We start from the raw sequence: 14,522 nt of genomic DNA on the forward strand, positions 1-14,522 counted from the left end.
GGCCGGGGGGATCCCCCCGGCCGCCTCCGTCGTTCCGTCGGCGGTGTGCCCGCTCCCGGCCCCGTGCCCCTCGCCGCTACCAGCGCCCGGTGCGCGCCTGGAGCACCGCCAGGGCGGCGACCCCAGCGGTGGAGGTGCGCAGCACGCTCGGTCCCAGCAGGGCCCGCACGGCGCCCGCCGCGGTGAACGCGTCGAGCTCGGCGTCGGAGAACCCGCCCTCGGGGCCGACCACCACGACGATCCCCGGACCGTCGCCCGAGGGCAGGTCCAGTTCGGCCAGGCGTCCGGCCCCGTCCTCGTGCAGGACCACGCCCAGGTCGGCTCCGGCCAGCAGCCCGGCCACGGCGGACCGGTCCGCGAGGTCCTCGACCAGGGGCAGCCGCCCCCGCCGCGCCTGCTTGGCCGACTCCCTCGCGGTGGCGCGCCACTTGGCCAGCGCCTTGGCCGCCCGGTCGCCCTTCCAGCGGGTGACGGAGCGCTCGGCGGCCCAGGGCACGATCGTGTCCACCCCGGCCTCGGTCATCATCTCCACGGCCAGTTCGCCGCGGTCGCCCTTGGGCAGCGCCTGGACCACGGTCAGGCGGGGACGCGGCGCGGGTTCCTCCCGGCGCTCCACCACCGTGCAGACGACGTGGTCCCTGCCCACGGCGGACACCGTGCACCGGGCACGCAGGCCGAGACCGTCGGACAGGTCGACGGTCTCGCCCTCCCTGATGCGCCGCACGACCGCGGCGTGGTGCCCCTCGGGGCCGTCCACCGTCACCCGGTCGGCCGCCAGTGCGGCGGTCCCGACCAGGAAGACGGGGGGTGTCACTTCGCGCCGAAGGCGTCGCGGAGCTTGGCGAAGAGGCCGCCGTGCCCGGGGCTGAACCGCCCCGGGGACTGGTCCTCGCCGCGCAGCTCGGCGAACTTGCGGAGGAGGTTCTCCTGCTCCTCGTCGAGCTTGCCCGGGGTCTCCACGTCGACGCGGATGCGCAGGTCGCCCCGACCTCCCCCGTCCAGGTGCGTGACGCCCTTGTTGGACAGGGTGATGACGTGGCCGGAGTTGGTGCCCGGCCGCAGATCGATGTTCTCGGTCCCGTCCAGGGTGTCGAAGGCGAAGGACGCGCCCAGCGCGGCGGCCGTCATGGGGACCGTCACCGTGCAGTGCAGGTCGTCGCCGCGCCGCTCGAAGGTCGGGTGGGGACGCTGGATGATCTCCAGGATGATGTCGCCGCGCGGGCCGCCGTTGGGGCCGACCTCACCCTCTCCGGCGAGCTGGATCCGGGTGCCGTCGTCGACGCCGGCCGGGATCTTGACGGTACGGGTGACCTTCTCGCGCACCCGGCCCTCCCCCGCGCAGTCGCCGCAGGGGTTGGTGATGACCGAGCCCTGGCCCGAGCACTGCGGGCAGGGGCGGGAGGTCATGACCTGGCCCAGGAAGGACCTCGTCACCTGGGAGACCTCGCCCTGGCCGTGGCACATCTCGCACGTGGTGCGGTGCGAACCGGCCGCGGTCCCCTCACCCTGGCACGTCTCGCACAGGATCGCGGTGGGGAAGGTGATCTCCTTGCTGACCCCGAACGCGGTCTCCACCAGGTCCAGTTCGACCCGGATCTTGATGCTGCGCCCGCGCCGGACCCGTTCCCGGGGGCCGCGCCCGCCGGGCTGGCCGCCGCCGAAGAAGGCGTTCATGATGTCGTCGAAGGCGAACCCGCCCCCGCCGCCGAAGCCTCCCGCGCCGCCACCGCCGGGAGCGTAGGGGTCCTGGCCCATGTCGAACATCCGGCGCTTGTTCTCGTCGGAGAGGACCTCGTAGGCCTGGGTCACCTCCTTGAAGCGCTCCTGGGTCGCGGGGTCGGGGTTGATGTCCGGATGGAGCTCGCGCGCGAGCCTCCGGTACGCCTTCTTGATCTCGTCCTTGGACGCGTCGCGACGCACCCCGAGAACCTGGTAATAGTCTCTGGCCACTGAGTTACTGTCCTGCCAAAATCTGTCCGACATACCGAGCCACGGCGCGTACCGCTCCCATTGTTCCCGGATAGTCCATCCGGGTGGGCCCCACGACACCGATCTTGGCGAGCGACTGGTTTCCCACACCGTAGTCGGCCGAGACGATGGAGGTGGACCGGAGACCCTCGTGGAAGTTCTCCGCGCCGATGCGCACCGTGAGCATTGACGGGTCCTTCGCCTCACCCAGCAAACGGATGAGGACCATGTTCTCTTCCAGCGCCTCCAGGACGTCCCGCAGGCTGGCGGCGAAGTCCACGGCGGCGAGGTTGGCCGTCCCCGCGAGGACGATCTTCTCCTCGTGCCGTTCGACGAGGCTCTCCAGCAGGACGGAGAGGACGGCCACCGCCATCTGGCGGTGTTCGGGCGGGACCTGCGCGGGCAGGTCCTCAACCGCGTCGGGCACCTCTCCGAGGTGGAGACCGGAGATGGCGCGGTTGAGCATGGAGCGCAGGTCGTTGACCGCGGTTCCGTTGACCTCGCCGAGGCCGTCGATGACGCGCTGCTCGACCCTGCCCGTGTCGGTGATCACGACCATCATGACCCGCTGGCCCCCCAGGGGGACCAGCTCGACGTGCTGGACCGAGGAACGGGTCAGCGACGGGTACTGCACGATCGCGACCTGGCGGGTGAGCTGCGCGAGGAGCCGCACGGTCCGCGCGACGATCTCGTCCAGGTCCACCGCTCCGGCGAGGAAGGACTCGATGGCGCGGCGCTCCGGCGCCGACAGGGGCTTGACGGAGGAGAGCCGGTCGACGAAGAGCCGGTACCCCTTGTCCGTGGGCACGCGTCCCGCGCTGGTGTGGGGCTGGGCGATGTACCCGTCCTCCTCCAGCGCGACCATGTCGTTGCGGATGGTCGCGGGAGAGACCCCGAGCCTGTGCCGGTCGGCCAGCGCCCTGGAGCCGACGGGCTCGTTCGTGTTGACGAAGTCCTCCACGACCGCTCGCAGGACAGCGAGCTTGCGCTCGTCCAGCAACTCGCCACCTCCTGGCACTCCGGGGTCCTCAGTGCTAATTCTATGCCCGGCCGCAAACCCGGACGGCTACCCCTCGGCGGTAACACCGGAGGAGGCGCCGGATCTTCCCTCCGGAGCGGCGACGTGCGCCACGGCGCGGATGAACCGACACCCTCCCCCAGTAGACTGCACGACCGTGGCTACCAAGGGAACCGGCCGCTACGGCCGCGACGTGCTCGCAGGCGACTGGCGGCTGCCCCGCAAGGGGGCCGTGCGCGAGGTCGCCCTGAGTCGGGACCTGGTCGTGGAGGACGCCGACGAGGCCTTCTGCGGAGCGGTCGTGACGTGGGACAGGTCCAGCGTGACCCTGGAGGACCGCGCGGGGCGCCGCAGGGTGTTCGACCTCGGCCCGGCCGCCTTCCTGCTCGACGGGAGACCCGTGACCCTGGTGCGCCCCGCGCCCGCGCCGCGGGGACCCCTGCGGAGCGCGTCCGGCTCGGTGGCGGTGCCCGGGGCCGCCGCGCGCACGGCGCGTGAGAGCAGGATCTACGTGGAGGGCGCGCACGACGCCGAGCTCGTGGAGAAGGTCTGGGGCCACGACCTCCGCGTCGAGGGGATCGCCGTCGAGTTCCTGGAGGGCGTCGACGACCTGCCCTCGATCGTGGCGGACTTCTCCCCCGGCCCGGGCCGCCGCCTGGGGGTCCTCGTCGACCACCTGGTCCCCGGGTCCAAGGAGAGCCGGATCGCCGAGCGGGTGCGCGGGGAGCACGTGCTGGTCGCCGGCCACCCCTACGTCGACGTCTGGCAGGCGGTGCGGCCGGGCGCCGTGGGGATCGGGGCCTGGCCGGAGGTTCCGCGCGGGCGCCCCTGGAAGGAGGGCGTCGTCGAGGCCCTCGGGTGGCGGCTGGAGACCGGTGAGGCGTGGCGCAGGATCCTCGGATCGGTCCGTACCTATGCTGATCTGGAGCCCTCGCTGCTCGGACGCGTGGAGGAGCTCATCGACTTCGTCACGGGGCCCCATCCGGACGAGCTCCGGGACCCGTCGTCGGGTCGGGGCGCCCACCCGTGACCGGGCCGTTTTCGCGCCGGTACGGCCCCAGGACCTAGGATTCTGCCCAGGGCGCGGTCCGGACACCCGGTGTCCGGCGCCGCGGTCGCCCGCCTCCGGCCCCGCGCGGTCGTCGGTACGAGCGAAAGTACAAGAACCGCCACTCATGAGCGGAGCCAAGGAAGAGCATGAGCGAGACCCCGACGAACCCCCCGTCCCCGGAGGACCCCGACCAGGACCGGCAGCCCGGGCAGCCGGACGGCGGGCAGCAGGAGTACGGCCCCCGGGGTGAGGGCCGACCGCAGCAGCCCGGGTACGGGCAGCCGTCGGGCGGCCTGTCCCCGTACGCCCCGCAGCCCGACCAGGCACAGCCCCCTTACGGACAGCCCTCGGGGGCCCAGCCCGCGTACGGACAGCAGCCCCACCCCGGCCACGGACAGCCCTCCGGCGACCAGCCCCCCTACGCCCCCCGGCCCGACCAGGCACAGCCCCCTTACGGACAGCCCGGCTACGGACAACCGCCCCAGCAGCCCTACGGCGAGCCCCAGGCACAGCCCGGTTTCGCCCCTCCCGGCGGAGAGCAGCAGGCCCACGGGCACCAGCCCCCGCAGCCCTACGGCGGGCCCGCGTACGGACAGCAGCCCCACCCCGGCCACGGACAGCCCTCCGGCGGCCAGTCCCCCTACGCCCCGCAGCCCGACCAGGGCCACCAGGACTACGGTCAGCAGGCACAGCAGCCCTACGGGCACCCCCACCAGGCACAGCCCCAGCAGCCCTACGGCCGACCGGCCGGCGGCCCGCAGGGGTACGCCCCCCAGCCCGACCACGCGCAGCACCCGCAGGCCTACGGACATCCCCAGCAGCCGCAGTACCCCGGGGCGCAGGCAGCCTACGGCCAGCCGCAGCCGCCCGCCCAGGGGGGTGACAACAGCACGCTGGTGGCCATGCTCGCCCACCTCTCGGGCTTCGTGATCGCCTGCTTCGGCTGGATCCCGCCCCTCGCGGTCTACCTCGCCAAGCGCAACCAGTCGCCGTTCGTCCGGCACCACGCCTCGGAGGCGGCGAACTTCCAGATCACGCTGCTGATCCCGTACGTCTTCGCCTGGGTCGTCTTCATCGGTCTGGGTATCTTCTTCCCAGGACTGTCCTGGATCGGATCCCTCCTCATCGCGGTCGTCTGGATCGTGTCGATCGTGTTCGGGGTCATGGGCGCCAACGGTGCCAACAAGGGGACCTGGTACCGCTACCCGGTCAGCATCCGCCTGCTGAAGTGAGGCCGTCCCGAAGCACGGTCCGAGCGAGTCCACCCGAAGGAACCACCATGTCGTACCCGAACAACCAGCCAGAGGACCCCTACGGCCAGGGGGACCCGACCGGCCGCGACGACGGCTCCGGGGGCCGGTCGGGCGGCTATCCGCCCCCCGGCGGTTCCGGCGGATACCCGCCGCCCCCTCAGGACCCCTCGGGGTACCCGGGCGGCGGCCACCCCGGACAGCCCGGCGGATATCCGCCGCCCGGCTACCCCGGACACCAGGACCCGGGCGGCTACCAGGGGCCGCCCGGCTATCCCGGGCAGCCCGGGTACCAGGAGCAGACCGGCGGCTACCAGCAGGGCGGCTATCCGCCCCCCGGCTACCCGCCCCACGGGGGCTACGGCCAGTCGTCGGCGACGACCGGCCAGCCCAACTCCGAGGAGCGCACGATGGCGCTCCTGACCCACCTCAGCGGGATCGTGCTGGGCTTCCTCGTCCCGCTGATCATGTATTTGGTGAAGAAGGACGAGTCGCCCTTCCTCCGCCACCAGTCGGCGCAGGCGCTGAACTTCCAGATCCTGCTGACCATCGGCTACGTCATCTCGATCCCGCTGTCGTTCATCCTCATCGGCGGGCTCCTGAGCCTGGTCCTGTGGGTGCTGGCCGTGGTGTTCGGCATCCTGGCGGGCACCGCGGCCAACCGCGGCGAGTGGTACCGCTACCCGGTCAACGTCGACTGGGTCAAGTAGCGGCGCGGCGCACGCCGCGGGAACGCCTGAGGGGGCCGGGCAACCTGCCCGGCCCCCTCGGCGTGCGCCCGGGCCCTCAGGTGAGGTCGCGCACCACGGCGTCCGCGAGCAGGCGTCCACGGCGGGTCAGGACGGCGCGGCCCGCGCCGTGGGCGCCGGCCTCCAGCAGGCCCTCGGCGACGGCGCGCTCGGCCGCGGCGCGCCCGTGCGGCTCCAGCAGGTCCAGCGGGCACCCCTGCTCCACGCGCAGTTCGAGCAGGATCCGCTCGAAGCGCCGCTCCTCCCGTGTGAGCACCTCGCGGGCCTGGCCCGGGCTGTCGCCCGAGTTCAGGCGGGCGGCGTAGGCGGCGGGGTGCTTGACGTTCCACCAGCGGGTGCCGCCGACGTGGCTGTGCGCGCCGGGCCCCACGCCCCACCAGTGACCGCCGGTCCAGTAGAGGAGGTTGTGGGCGCTGCGCCCCTCGGGCGTGCGCGCCCAGTTGGACACCTCGTAGGCCGTGAACCCTGCCCCGGCGAGGACGTCGTCGGCCATCAGGTAGCGGTCGGCCATCGTGTCGTCGTCGGGCTCGGTGAGCTCGCCCCTGCGCACCCGGGCGGCGAGCCGGGTGCCCTCCTCGACGATCAGCGAGTAGGCGGAGACGTGGTCGGGGCCGGCGGAGACCGCGGCGTCGAGGGAGGCCCGCCAGTCGTCGTCCGTCTCGCCCGGCGTGCCGTAGATCAGGTCGAGGTTGACGTGGTCGAACCCGGCCTCGCGGGCCCATCCCACGCACTGCTCGGGGCGTCCGGGGGTGTGGCCGCGCTCCAGGACCTTCAGCACGTGCGGGCGGGCGCTCTGCATGCCGAAGGAGATCCGGGTGAACCCGGCCTCGCGCAGCCGGACAAGGTACTCGGGCGTGACGGTCTCGGGGTTGGCCTCGGTGGTGACCTCGGCCCCGGGGGTGAACCCGAACCGGTCGCGGACCGCGGCGACGATCCGGCCCAGGTCCTCGGCGGACAGCAGGGTCGGCGTGCCGCCGCCGACGAACACGGTGCTGACCGGGGGCCTCGCGCCGGACAGGACCCGGTCGGCCAGCGCGACCTCGGCGACGGCCTGGTCGGCGTACGTGGCGCGCGAGGTCGTGGCGGTCCCGTCCCGGGAGACGAGCTCCTCTGCGGTGTAGGTGTTGAAGTCGCAGTAGCCGCAGCGTGTGACGCAGAAGGGCACGTGGACGTAGAACCCGAGCGGCTGCCCGCCGAGTTCGGCGAGGGAGGCTTCGGGCAGTTCCCCGGTACGCGGTACGGGGTCGCCGTCGAGGGCAACGGAAGGCATGCCTCCAGTGTCACCGACACTGCGGCGTGCCCCGGCCGGACCGTCGCCGGGACGCGCCCCGGCCGGGGTGCGGTGCACGGAGAGATGGGACACAGGGACCGGCGCCGGGGCCTCCTCCGGCCCGGCCGGGTCAGGGGTTGGCGTGGGCGGGGGCCGGGGAGGCGGCCCGCTGCGGGAGGGGGCCGCGGGGAGGGTCCACCCGCCCGGACGCGCTCCGCCGGTCGGGGGCGATGGCGGTGGAGCCGCGCACGACCAGCTCCGGGTCGAACATGAACTCCGTGTGGGAGACGGGGTGCCCGGCGATCTCGTCGCACAGGGCGCGCGCCGCGGCCAGCGCCATCGCGTTGACCGGCTGGCGGACGGTCGTCAGCGGGGGGTCGGTGAAGGCGATGAGCTGGGAGTCGTCGTACCCGACGACGGAGAAGTCCTGGGGGACGCGCAGGCCCCGCTGGCGGGCGGCCCGGATGGCGCCGAGCGCCATCATGTCGGATCCGCAGACCATGGCGGTGACGCCGCGCTCGATCAGGCGCACGGCGGCCGCGTGGCCGCCCTCGACGCCGAACAGGGACAGCTCCACGAGGTCGTTCCCGTCGAGGCCGTGCCTGGCGAGGGCCTGGTGGTAGCCCTCCAGCTTGCGGCGGACCGGGACGTAGCGCTCGGGGCCGCTGGTGAAGCCGATGCGGGTGTGGCCCAGGGCCACGAGGTGGTCGACCGCGAGCCTTCCGGCCTCCCGGTCGTCCGCGGAGACGAACGCCGAGGGGATGGCCTCGGCGAACCCGTTGACCAGGACGATCGGAAGTCTTCGTGAGACCAGGGCGTGGTACCGCTCGTGCGGTGCGGTGGTGTCGGCGTGCTTGCCGGAGACGAAGAGGATGCCGGAGACGTTGCGCTCCAGGAGCAGCTCCACGTACTCGTCCTCGGTTATTCCGCCCGGGGTCTGGGTGCACAGCACCGGCGTGTACCCGCGCTGGGCCAGAGCTCCCTCGGCCGCCTGGGCGAACATCGGGAAGACCGGGTTCTCCAGTTCGGGGATGACCATGCCGACCAGCCCGGCCGAGCGCTGCCGCAGCCGGGCGGGACGCTCGTAGCCGAGGACGTCGAGGGCGGTCAGGACGGCCTTGCGGGTTTCGGTGCCGACCCCCGGCTTGTCATTGAGCACCCGCGAGACGGTGGCCTCGCTGACGCCTGCGTGCCGTGCGATGTCGGCAAGTCGTGGACCCATGGGCGTAACTCTAGTCGAGATCGCCGTCACATGGCCGAAAGTTCGGGGTAATCTTGCGCAAGAACTTGCAGTCGCCACAGGGAAGGACCCTCGAAGATGGAGCCTCAGTCTCGCTGGTGGCGTGAAGCGGCCATCTACCAGATCTACGTGCGCAGCTTCGCCGACTCCAACGGTGACGGGGAGGGCGACCTCACCGGTATCCGGGAGCGCCTCCCCCACCTGGCGGAGCTCGGCGTGGACGCGATCTGGCTGACCCCGTTCTACGTCTCCCCCCTCGCCGACGGCGGCTACGACGTCGCCGACTACCGCGACGTCGACCCCCGCTTCGGCACGCTGGAGGACTTCGACGCCCTCCTCGGCGCAGCCCACGACCTGGGCATCCGCCTGATCATCGACGTGGTGCCCAACCACTCCTCCTCCGCCCACGCGTGGTTCCGCGAGGCCGTCGCCGCCGAGCCGGGGGACCCGGCACGGTCCCGGTACGTCTTCCGGGACGGCAAGGGCCCCGACGGGGAGCAGCCCCCGAACAACTGGAAGTCGATCTTCGGCGGCCCCGCCTGGACGCGCCTCAAGCGCCCCGACGGCACCCCCGAGCAGTGGTACCTGCACCTGTTCGACCCGGAGCAGCCCGACTTCGACTGGACCCACCAGGAGGTGCACGACGAGTTCGACGACGTGCTCCGCTTCTGGCTCGACCGGGGTGTGGACGGGTTCCGCATCGACGTCGCGCACGGCATGGTCAAGGACCCGGGCCTGCCCGACATCGCCGAGGGCGCCAAGGCCGACCTGCTCGACGGCAGCACCACGCTGCCGTACTTCGACCAGGACGGCGTGCACGACATCTACCGGCGCTGGTCGGCGATCGCCGCCTCCTACCCGGGCGAGCGCGCGCTGGTGGCCGAGGCCTGGGTCGAGGACGCGAACCGGGTGGCCCGGTACCTGCGCCCGGACGAGCTGCACCAGGCGTTCAACTTCGAGTACCTGACCGCCCCCTGGGACCCGTCCCGCCTGCGGGAGGTCATCGACGGTTCGCTGGCCGCCAACGGCGCGGTGGGCGCGACCACCACCTGGGTGCTGTCCAACCACGACGTGACCCGCCACGTGACGCGGTTCGGCGGCGGAGAGCAGGGGCTGCGCCGGGCGCGCGCCGCGACGCTGCTCATGCTGGCCCTGCCCGGCTCGGTCTACCTGTACCAGGGCGAGGAGCTGGGCCTGCCGGAGGTCACCGACCTGCCGGACGACTCGCTCCAGGACCCGACCTGGGAGCGTTCGGGCCGTACCGAGCGCGGCCGGGACGGCTGCCGGGTGCCGCTGCCCTGGGAGGACGGGAGCGCGCCGTTCGGGTTCGGCCCGGAGGGGAGCACCCCGTGGCTGCCCGTCCCCGAGGGCTGGGGCGCCCTGTCGCGCGCGTCCCAGCGGGGTGTGGAGGGCTCGACCCTGGAGCTGTACACCAGGGCGCTCGGGCTGCGCCGTGAGCTGGACGCCCTGGGCGACGGCGCGATGACCTGGCTGGACGCCCCCGAGGGCGTGCTGTACTTCGAGCGCGAGCCGGGCGTGCGCGTCGCGGTGAACCTCGGCGGGGAGACCGCGGAGATCGCGGCGTCCGGCGAGGTGCTCGTGTCCAGCGGTCCGGTGGCCGCACCGGCCGACGGCTCCCTGGCCCTGCCGGCCGAGACGGCGGTCTGGCTGCGCGGCTGACGCCGTGCGGGCGGCGCCGGGCACCGGCGCCGCCCTTCCCCGCCCGCGGCCCCAGCCGCGCCCCCGTGCCCCTCCCCCGCACGCGGGCGCCCCGCCGCCGGCCCCGCACCCGCCGACCGCGCCCCTCCTGAAGCGGCTTCCGCCCCGACGGAGCCCGCGGAGCGTTCCCCACGCCCCGGGGCCGCCGACCGCCCGCCGCCACGGCTCACGGCCGCATCGCACCCAATGGTGTGACTAAATGAGCGTTCATCACAGATATCATCATCAGGCGGTCACCGCGCGACTACCCCCGGCAGGCGATCACACGTCCGTTTCCGCGGTGTTTCCACATCTTTATGCAGCAGGTCTGCAAAGCCTTTCAAAGCTTGCAAGTTATTGCTAACGTCACATCACCACGCATGCCCGCGACGGACCCGGGGCCACCGGCGAACCGCATGCGCGACCTCCTCAGCACGGCCTCCCGGAAGGAACACACCATGAGATTCCGCAGCGCACCAGTGGTGACAGGCATCGCCGCGATCGCCCTGATGGCGACCGCGTGCGGTGGCGGCGGTGAGGGCGGGGGCGACGACGCGTCGGCCGAGGGCGCCCTCGTCATCTGGTCCGACCCCGAGCGCGCCGACGCCATCCAGGGGGCCGCCGCGGAGTTCGCCGAGGCCAACGGCATCGAGGTCGACGTCCAGAGCCTGACCTTCGGCGACATCCAGGGCGACCTGCTCAACGCCCACCAGGCCGGGAACGCGCCCGACGTCTTCATCGGCGCCCACGACTGGACGGGCAACCTGGTGCGCAACGGCGCCGTCCAGCCCATCGAGCTGACCGGCGACAGCGCCGCGGGCCTGGACGAGACCTCGGTCCGGGCGCTCAACTACGACGGACAGCTCTTCGGTGTGCCGTACTCGCAGGAGAACATCTTCCTGATGCGCAACACCGAACTCGTTCCCGACGCCCCCGAGACCTTCGAGGAGATGGTCGAGGTCGGGACCGGGCTCAAGGACGCCGGTGACACCAGCGAGGTCCTCTCCATGGCCGTCACCCAGGAGGGCGACCCCTTCCGGATGAACGCCCTGTTCGGCTCCGCGGGCGGATACCTCTTCGGCCAGGACGACGAGGGCAACTGGGACCCGACCGACCTCGGCGTGGGCTCGGACGAGTCCATCGCCGCCATGGAGCGGATCGCCGAGTACGGCGAGGGGGGCGAGGGGGTGCTGCGGCGCTCCATCGACCTGGAGAACGACGCCGTGCTGTTCTACGAGGGCGACGCCCCCTTCTTCGTCGCCGGCCCGTGGAACATCGCCGACGCCGACGAGGCCGGGGTCGACTACGCGATCAGCCCCATCCCCGGTTTCGAGGGCGAGGGTCCCGCCACCCCCTACATCGGCTACCAGGCGTTCTTCGTCACCGAGGGCAGCTCCAACAGCGCCCTCGCCCAGGAGTTCGTGACCAACTACGTCACGGACACCGACTTCATCCTCAGCCTCTACGAGGCCGACCCGCGCACCCCGGTCCAGCTGGACGCCCTCGAGACGGTCTCCGCCGACGACCCCAACATCGCGGCGATCGCCGAGGCGGGCGCCGAGGGCATGCCGATGCCCTCCATCCCCGAGATGGGCGAGACCTGGGAACCGCTGGGCATCGCCCAGGCCGCCATCATCGGCGGGGCCGACGTCCGTGAGGCCATGGAGGCCGCCCACGAGACGATCGCCGGCCAGATCGGCGAGTAGCGGTGGCGTCCAGGAAAACCGACACCGCGGGCGCCCCCGGCAAGGGGGCGCCCGCCCGCCCGGGCCTGCCCGGAGGCCGGTTCGCCGGCAACGGCTCGCTCGGCGGGCAGCTCGTCAAGATCTCCCTCCTCGGCCTGTTCACCGCCCTCGGCGTGTGGGCGGCCCTCCCCCTCTACGTGGCGGGCAACTGGCTGGGCATCGCCCTGGTCGCCGGCGTCGTCGCACTCGTCTACGCGGTCTACCTGTCCAAGCGCGCCGTCCCGGTCAAGTACCTGGTCCCGGGCGTGCTGTTCCTGCTCGCCTTCCAGATCCTGCCCGTGCTCTACACGATGAGCACGTCCGTCACGAACCTCAGCGACGGCCACCGCGGCGACAAGCAGCAGGCGATCGCCGCCATCGAGGCGTACTCCGTGAGCAGCCCCGACGGCGCTCAGGAGTACACGCTCACCGTGGCGGTCACCGGCTCCCCCGAGACCGGTGACCTGGTCTTCCTCCTGGTCGACGACGAGGGCTCCGCCTACGCCGGCGACGCGGAGGGGCTCACGGAGCTCACCGGGGCGACCGTCGAGCCGTCGGGCAAGGTCACCGAGGCCTTCGGGTACTCGATCCTGACCCCCGCCGAGGTCAACGCCCGCAGCGAGGAGCTGTCGGAGTTCGCGGTGCCCTCCGGCAACGGCTCCGGCATCCGCTCCAGCGGCCTGTCGAGCGCGTTCGAGGGCACGGCCACCCGCGTCTACGACGAGGGGTGCGACTGCGTCACCGACTCCGAGACCGGCGCGGTCTACCACGCCGACGACGAGCGCGGCGCGTTCTACGACGAGGAGGGGCAGCGCCTGGCGCAGGGCTGGCAGGTCGGCGTCGGCTTCGACAACTTCGCCCGGTTCCTGTTCAACCCCACCTTCGCGTCCTCGTTCTTCGGCATCCTGGTGTGGAACATCGCCTTCGCCGTCTCGGTCACCTTCCTGGTGTTCGTGGTGGGCCTGGCGGTCGCCCTCACCCTGCACGTCCCCCAACTGCGCGGCAAGGTCGTGTACCGGATCCTGGTGGTCCTGCCGTACGCGATGAGCTCCCTGGCGATGTTCCTGCTGTGGCGGGACATGTTCAACACCGACTTCGGGCTGTTCAACAGGATGCTGGGGCTGCAGGTCGACTGGCTGGGAGACCGGTGGAGCGCCCGGGCCGCGGTGATCCTCGCCAACGTGTGGCTGGGCTACCCGTACATGTTCCTGGTGGCCACCGGAGCGCTCCAGGCCATCCCCCGCGAACTCGGGCAGGCGGCGCAGATCGACGGAGCGGGCCCCTGGCAGGCGTTCCGCAACGTCACCCTGCCCCTGCTGATGGTCGCGATGACACCGATCCTGATCGCGACGTTCGCGTTCAACTTCAACAACTTCAACGCCGTGTGGCTGATCAGCCGGGGCGGCCCGTTCTCCCCGGACAACCCGACGGCCGGCGCCACGGACCTGCTCATCACCTACACCTACCGCCTCGCCTTCAACGAGGCCACCGCGGAGTACGGGTACGCGGCCGCGCTGTCGGTGATGATCTTCCTGATCGTGGCCGGGATGTCCGTGATCAGCCTCAGCCGGAGCAAGGCCCTCGAGGAGGTGGACTGATGGCGGTGCACGCCACCGGTACCGCGCGCACGCCCTACCGGCGCAGCGCGGGAACCCGGTTCTCCCTGTGGGCCGTCCGGCTCGGCTGGCGCCACCTGGTGATGCTGGCGGTCGTGGCCTTCGCGGTCTTCCCGGTCCTGTTCGTCGTCTCGGCCGCCCTCAACCCGCTGGGCACCCTGTCCAGTGCGCAGCTGTGGCCGACCGGGGCCAGTCTGGCCAATGCCCGGGACCTCTTCACGAACACGCCGTTCACCACCTGGTACGCGAACTCGCTGTTCTTCGCGGTCACCAACGCGGCCGCGACGGTGATGCTGTCCGCGCTCGCCGCGTACGCCTTCAGCCGCATGCGGTTCAGGGGGCGCAGGGTGGGGCTGGTCGGCCTCCTGGTCATCCAGATGTTCCCGCAGTTCCTGGCGATCGTGGCGATCTACCTGATGTTCACCACGCTGGGCGAGTACTACCCGGGGATCGGTTTCGACACCCGGTGGGGGCTGCTGCTGGTGTACCTGGGCGGCGCGCTCAGCATCAACACGTGGCTGATGAAGGGCTTCTTCGACACCGTGCCGAAGGAGCTGGACGAGTCCGCGCAGATCGACGGGGCCTCGCACGCCCAGGTGTTCTTCCGGATCATGCTGCCGCTGGTCACGCCCGTGCTGGCGATCGTGGGCCTGCTGGTGTTCATCTCCACCATCAACGAGTTCCTGATGGCGAGCGTGTTCCTGCGCGACACCGACGCCAAGACCCTGGGACTCGGGCTCTACCAGCTGGTGTCCTCCCAGCGGAACGCGAACTTCGGGATGTTCGCGGTCGGCGCCATCATGCTGTCCCTGCCCACCCTGGCGGTGTTCTGGTTCCTCCAGCGCTACATCACCGAGGGGCTGACCTCGGGGGCCGTCAAGGGCTGAGGCCCTGCGTCCCGGCCCGCCGCCCGTCCCGGGGGCGGGGCACCCGGAGAG

Annotated in this window: 12 protein-coding genes; 7 read left to right on the forward strand and 5 right to left on the reverse strand. The window is 72.1% G+C overall.

Annotated elements, in window-relative coordinates; all coding sequences use genetic code 11:
* Positions 1-76: 76 nt before the first annotated feature.
* From ACWGL3_RS10730 to hrcA, 3 genes are read right to left on the reverse strand one after another with little or no spacing between them, the layout of a single operon-like run.
* Positions 77-814 (reverse strand): 16S rRNA (uracil(1498)-N(3))-methyltransferase, encoded by a 738-nt coding sequence (locus ACWGL3_RS10730; RefSeq protein WP_344180850.1) that lies wholly within the window; start codon positions 812-814, stop codon positions 77-79.
* Entirely contained in the window at positions 811-1,950 is a 1,140-nt protein-coding gene (gene dnaJ / locus ACWGL3_RS10735) for a molecular chaperone DnaJ (RefSeq protein ID WP_267945986.1), read from the reverse strand. Before dnaJ ends, ACWGL3_RS10730 begins: the two co-directional genes overlap by 4 nt.
* Positions 1,951-1,954: 4 nt before the next feature.
* Positions 1,955-2,968, reverse strand: coding sequence for a heat-inducible transcriptional repressor HrcA (hrcA, locus tag ACWGL3_RS10740; protein WP_267950474.1), 1,014 nt, complete (start codon positions 2,966-2,968; stop codon positions 1,955-1,957).
* A 175-nt stretch (positions 2,969-3,143) separates the two neighbouring features.
* On the opposite strand from hrcA, the gene ACWGL3_RS10745 reads away from it, so the two are divergent.
* The 3 genes from ACWGL3_RS10745 to ACWGL3_RS10755 all read left to right on the forward strand — a co-directional run bounded on the left by ACWGL3_RS10745 (position 3,144) and on the right by ACWGL3_RS10755 (position 5,997).
* Positions 3,144-4,016, forward strand: coding sequence for a DUF3097 domain-containing protein (locus ACWGL3_RS10745; RefSeq protein WP_267945987.1), 873 nt, complete (start codon positions 3,144-3,146; stop codon positions 4,014-4,016).
* A gap of 923 nt (positions 4,017-4,939) precedes the next feature.
* On the forward strand, positions 4,940-5,269 hold the full coding sequence (locus ACWGL3_RS10750; protein WP_267950475.1) for a DUF4870 domain-containing protein: 330 nt from the start codon (positions 4,940-4,942) through the stop codon (positions 5,267-5,269).
* Positions 5,270-5,316: 47 nt separating this feature from the next.
* Positions 5,317-5,997: a DUF4870 domain-containing protein gene (locus tag ACWGL3_RS10755; protein WP_267945988.1), complete on the forward strand. Its 681-nt coding sequence runs from the start codon at positions 5,317-5,319 to the stop codon at positions 5,995-5,997.
* A 76-nt stretch (positions 5,998-6,073) separates the two neighbouring features.
* Here the strand turns inward: ACWGL3_RS10755 and hemW are convergent, their stop codons facing one another.
* The gene (gene hemW / locus ACWGL3_RS10760) at positions 6,074-7,306 is read right to left on the reverse strand and encodes a radical SAM family heme chaperone HemW (protein WP_267945989.1); all 1,233 of its coding nucleotides are present in this window, start codon (positions 7,304-7,306) and stop codon (positions 6,074-6,076) included.
* A gap of 130 nt (positions 7,307-7,436) precedes the next feature.
* Entirely contained in the window at positions 7,437-8,528 is a 1,092-nt protein-coding gene (locus tag ACWGL3_RS10765; RefSeq protein WP_267945990.1) for a LacI family DNA-binding transcriptional regulator, read from the reverse strand.
* 96 nt (positions 8,529-8,624) lie between these two features.
* On the opposite strand from ACWGL3_RS10765, the gene ACWGL3_RS10770 reads away from it, so the two are divergent.
* From ACWGL3_RS10770 to ACWGL3_RS10785, 4 genes are all read left to right on the forward strand, one after another.
* Complete coding sequence (locus tag ACWGL3_RS10770; protein ID WP_267945991.1) at positions 8,625-10,226, forward strand: glycoside hydrolase family 13 protein; 1,602 nt, start codon at positions 8,625-8,627, stop codon at positions 10,224-10,226.
* A gap of 476 nt (positions 10,227-10,702) precedes the next feature.
* The gene (locus ACWGL3_RS10775; RefSeq protein WP_267945992.1) at positions 10,703-11,950 is read left to right on the forward strand and encodes a sugar ABC transporter substrate-binding protein; all 1,248 of its coding nucleotides are present in this window, start codon (positions 10,703-10,705) and stop codon (positions 11,948-11,950) included.
* Positions 11,951-11,952: 2 nt separating this feature from the next.
* Positions 11,953-13,566, forward strand: coding sequence for an ABC transporter permease subunit (locus ACWGL3_RS10780; protein WP_267945993.1), 1,614 nt, complete (start codon positions 11,953-11,955; stop codon positions 13,564-13,566).
* Positions 13,566-14,471, forward strand: a complete 906-nt coding sequence (locus tag ACWGL3_RS10785; protein ID WP_267945994.1) for a sugar ABC transporter permease — start codon at positions 13,566-13,568, stop codon at positions 14,469-14,471. Before ACWGL3_RS10780 ends, ACWGL3_RS10785 begins: the two co-directional genes overlap by 1 nt.
* Positions 14,472-14,522: the final 51 nt, after the last annotated feature.

This window comes from Nocardiopsis sp. NPDC055824 (assembly GCF_053616335.1).

What these genes read in the sequence shown, in the direction of transcription:
- ACWGL3_RS10755 (WP_267945988.1), top strand. Translation starts at nt 5,317, where the DNA reads ATGTCGTACCCGAACAACCAGCCAGAGGACCCCTACGGCCAGGGGGAC.
- ACWGL3_RS10775 (WP_267945992.1), top strand. Translation starts at nt 10,703, where the DNA reads ATGAGATTCCGCAGCGCACCAGTGGTGACAGGCATCGCCGCGATCGCC.
- ACWGL3_RS10765 (WP_267945990.1), bottom strand. Translation starts at nt 8,528, where the DNA reads ATGGGTCCACGACTTGCCGACATCGCACGGCACGCAGGCGTCAGCGAG.
- hemW (WP_267945989.1), bottom strand. Translation starts at nt 7,306, where the DNA reads ATGCCTTCCGTTGCCCTCGACGGCGACCCCGTACCGCGTACCGGGGAA.
- ACWGL3_RS10785 (WP_267945994.1), top strand. Translation starts at nt 13,566, where the DNA reads ATGGCGGTGCACGCCACCGGTACCGCGCGCACGCCCTACCGGCGCAGC.
- ACWGL3_RS10750 (WP_267950475.1), top strand. Translation starts at nt 4,940, where the DNA reads ATGCTCGCCCACCTCTCGGGCTTCGTGATCGCCTGCTTCGGCTGGATC.
- ACWGL3_RS10770 (WP_267945991.1), top strand. Translation starts at nt 8,625, where the DNA reads ATGGAGCCTCAGTCTCGCTGGTGGCGTGAAGCGGCCATCTACCAGATC.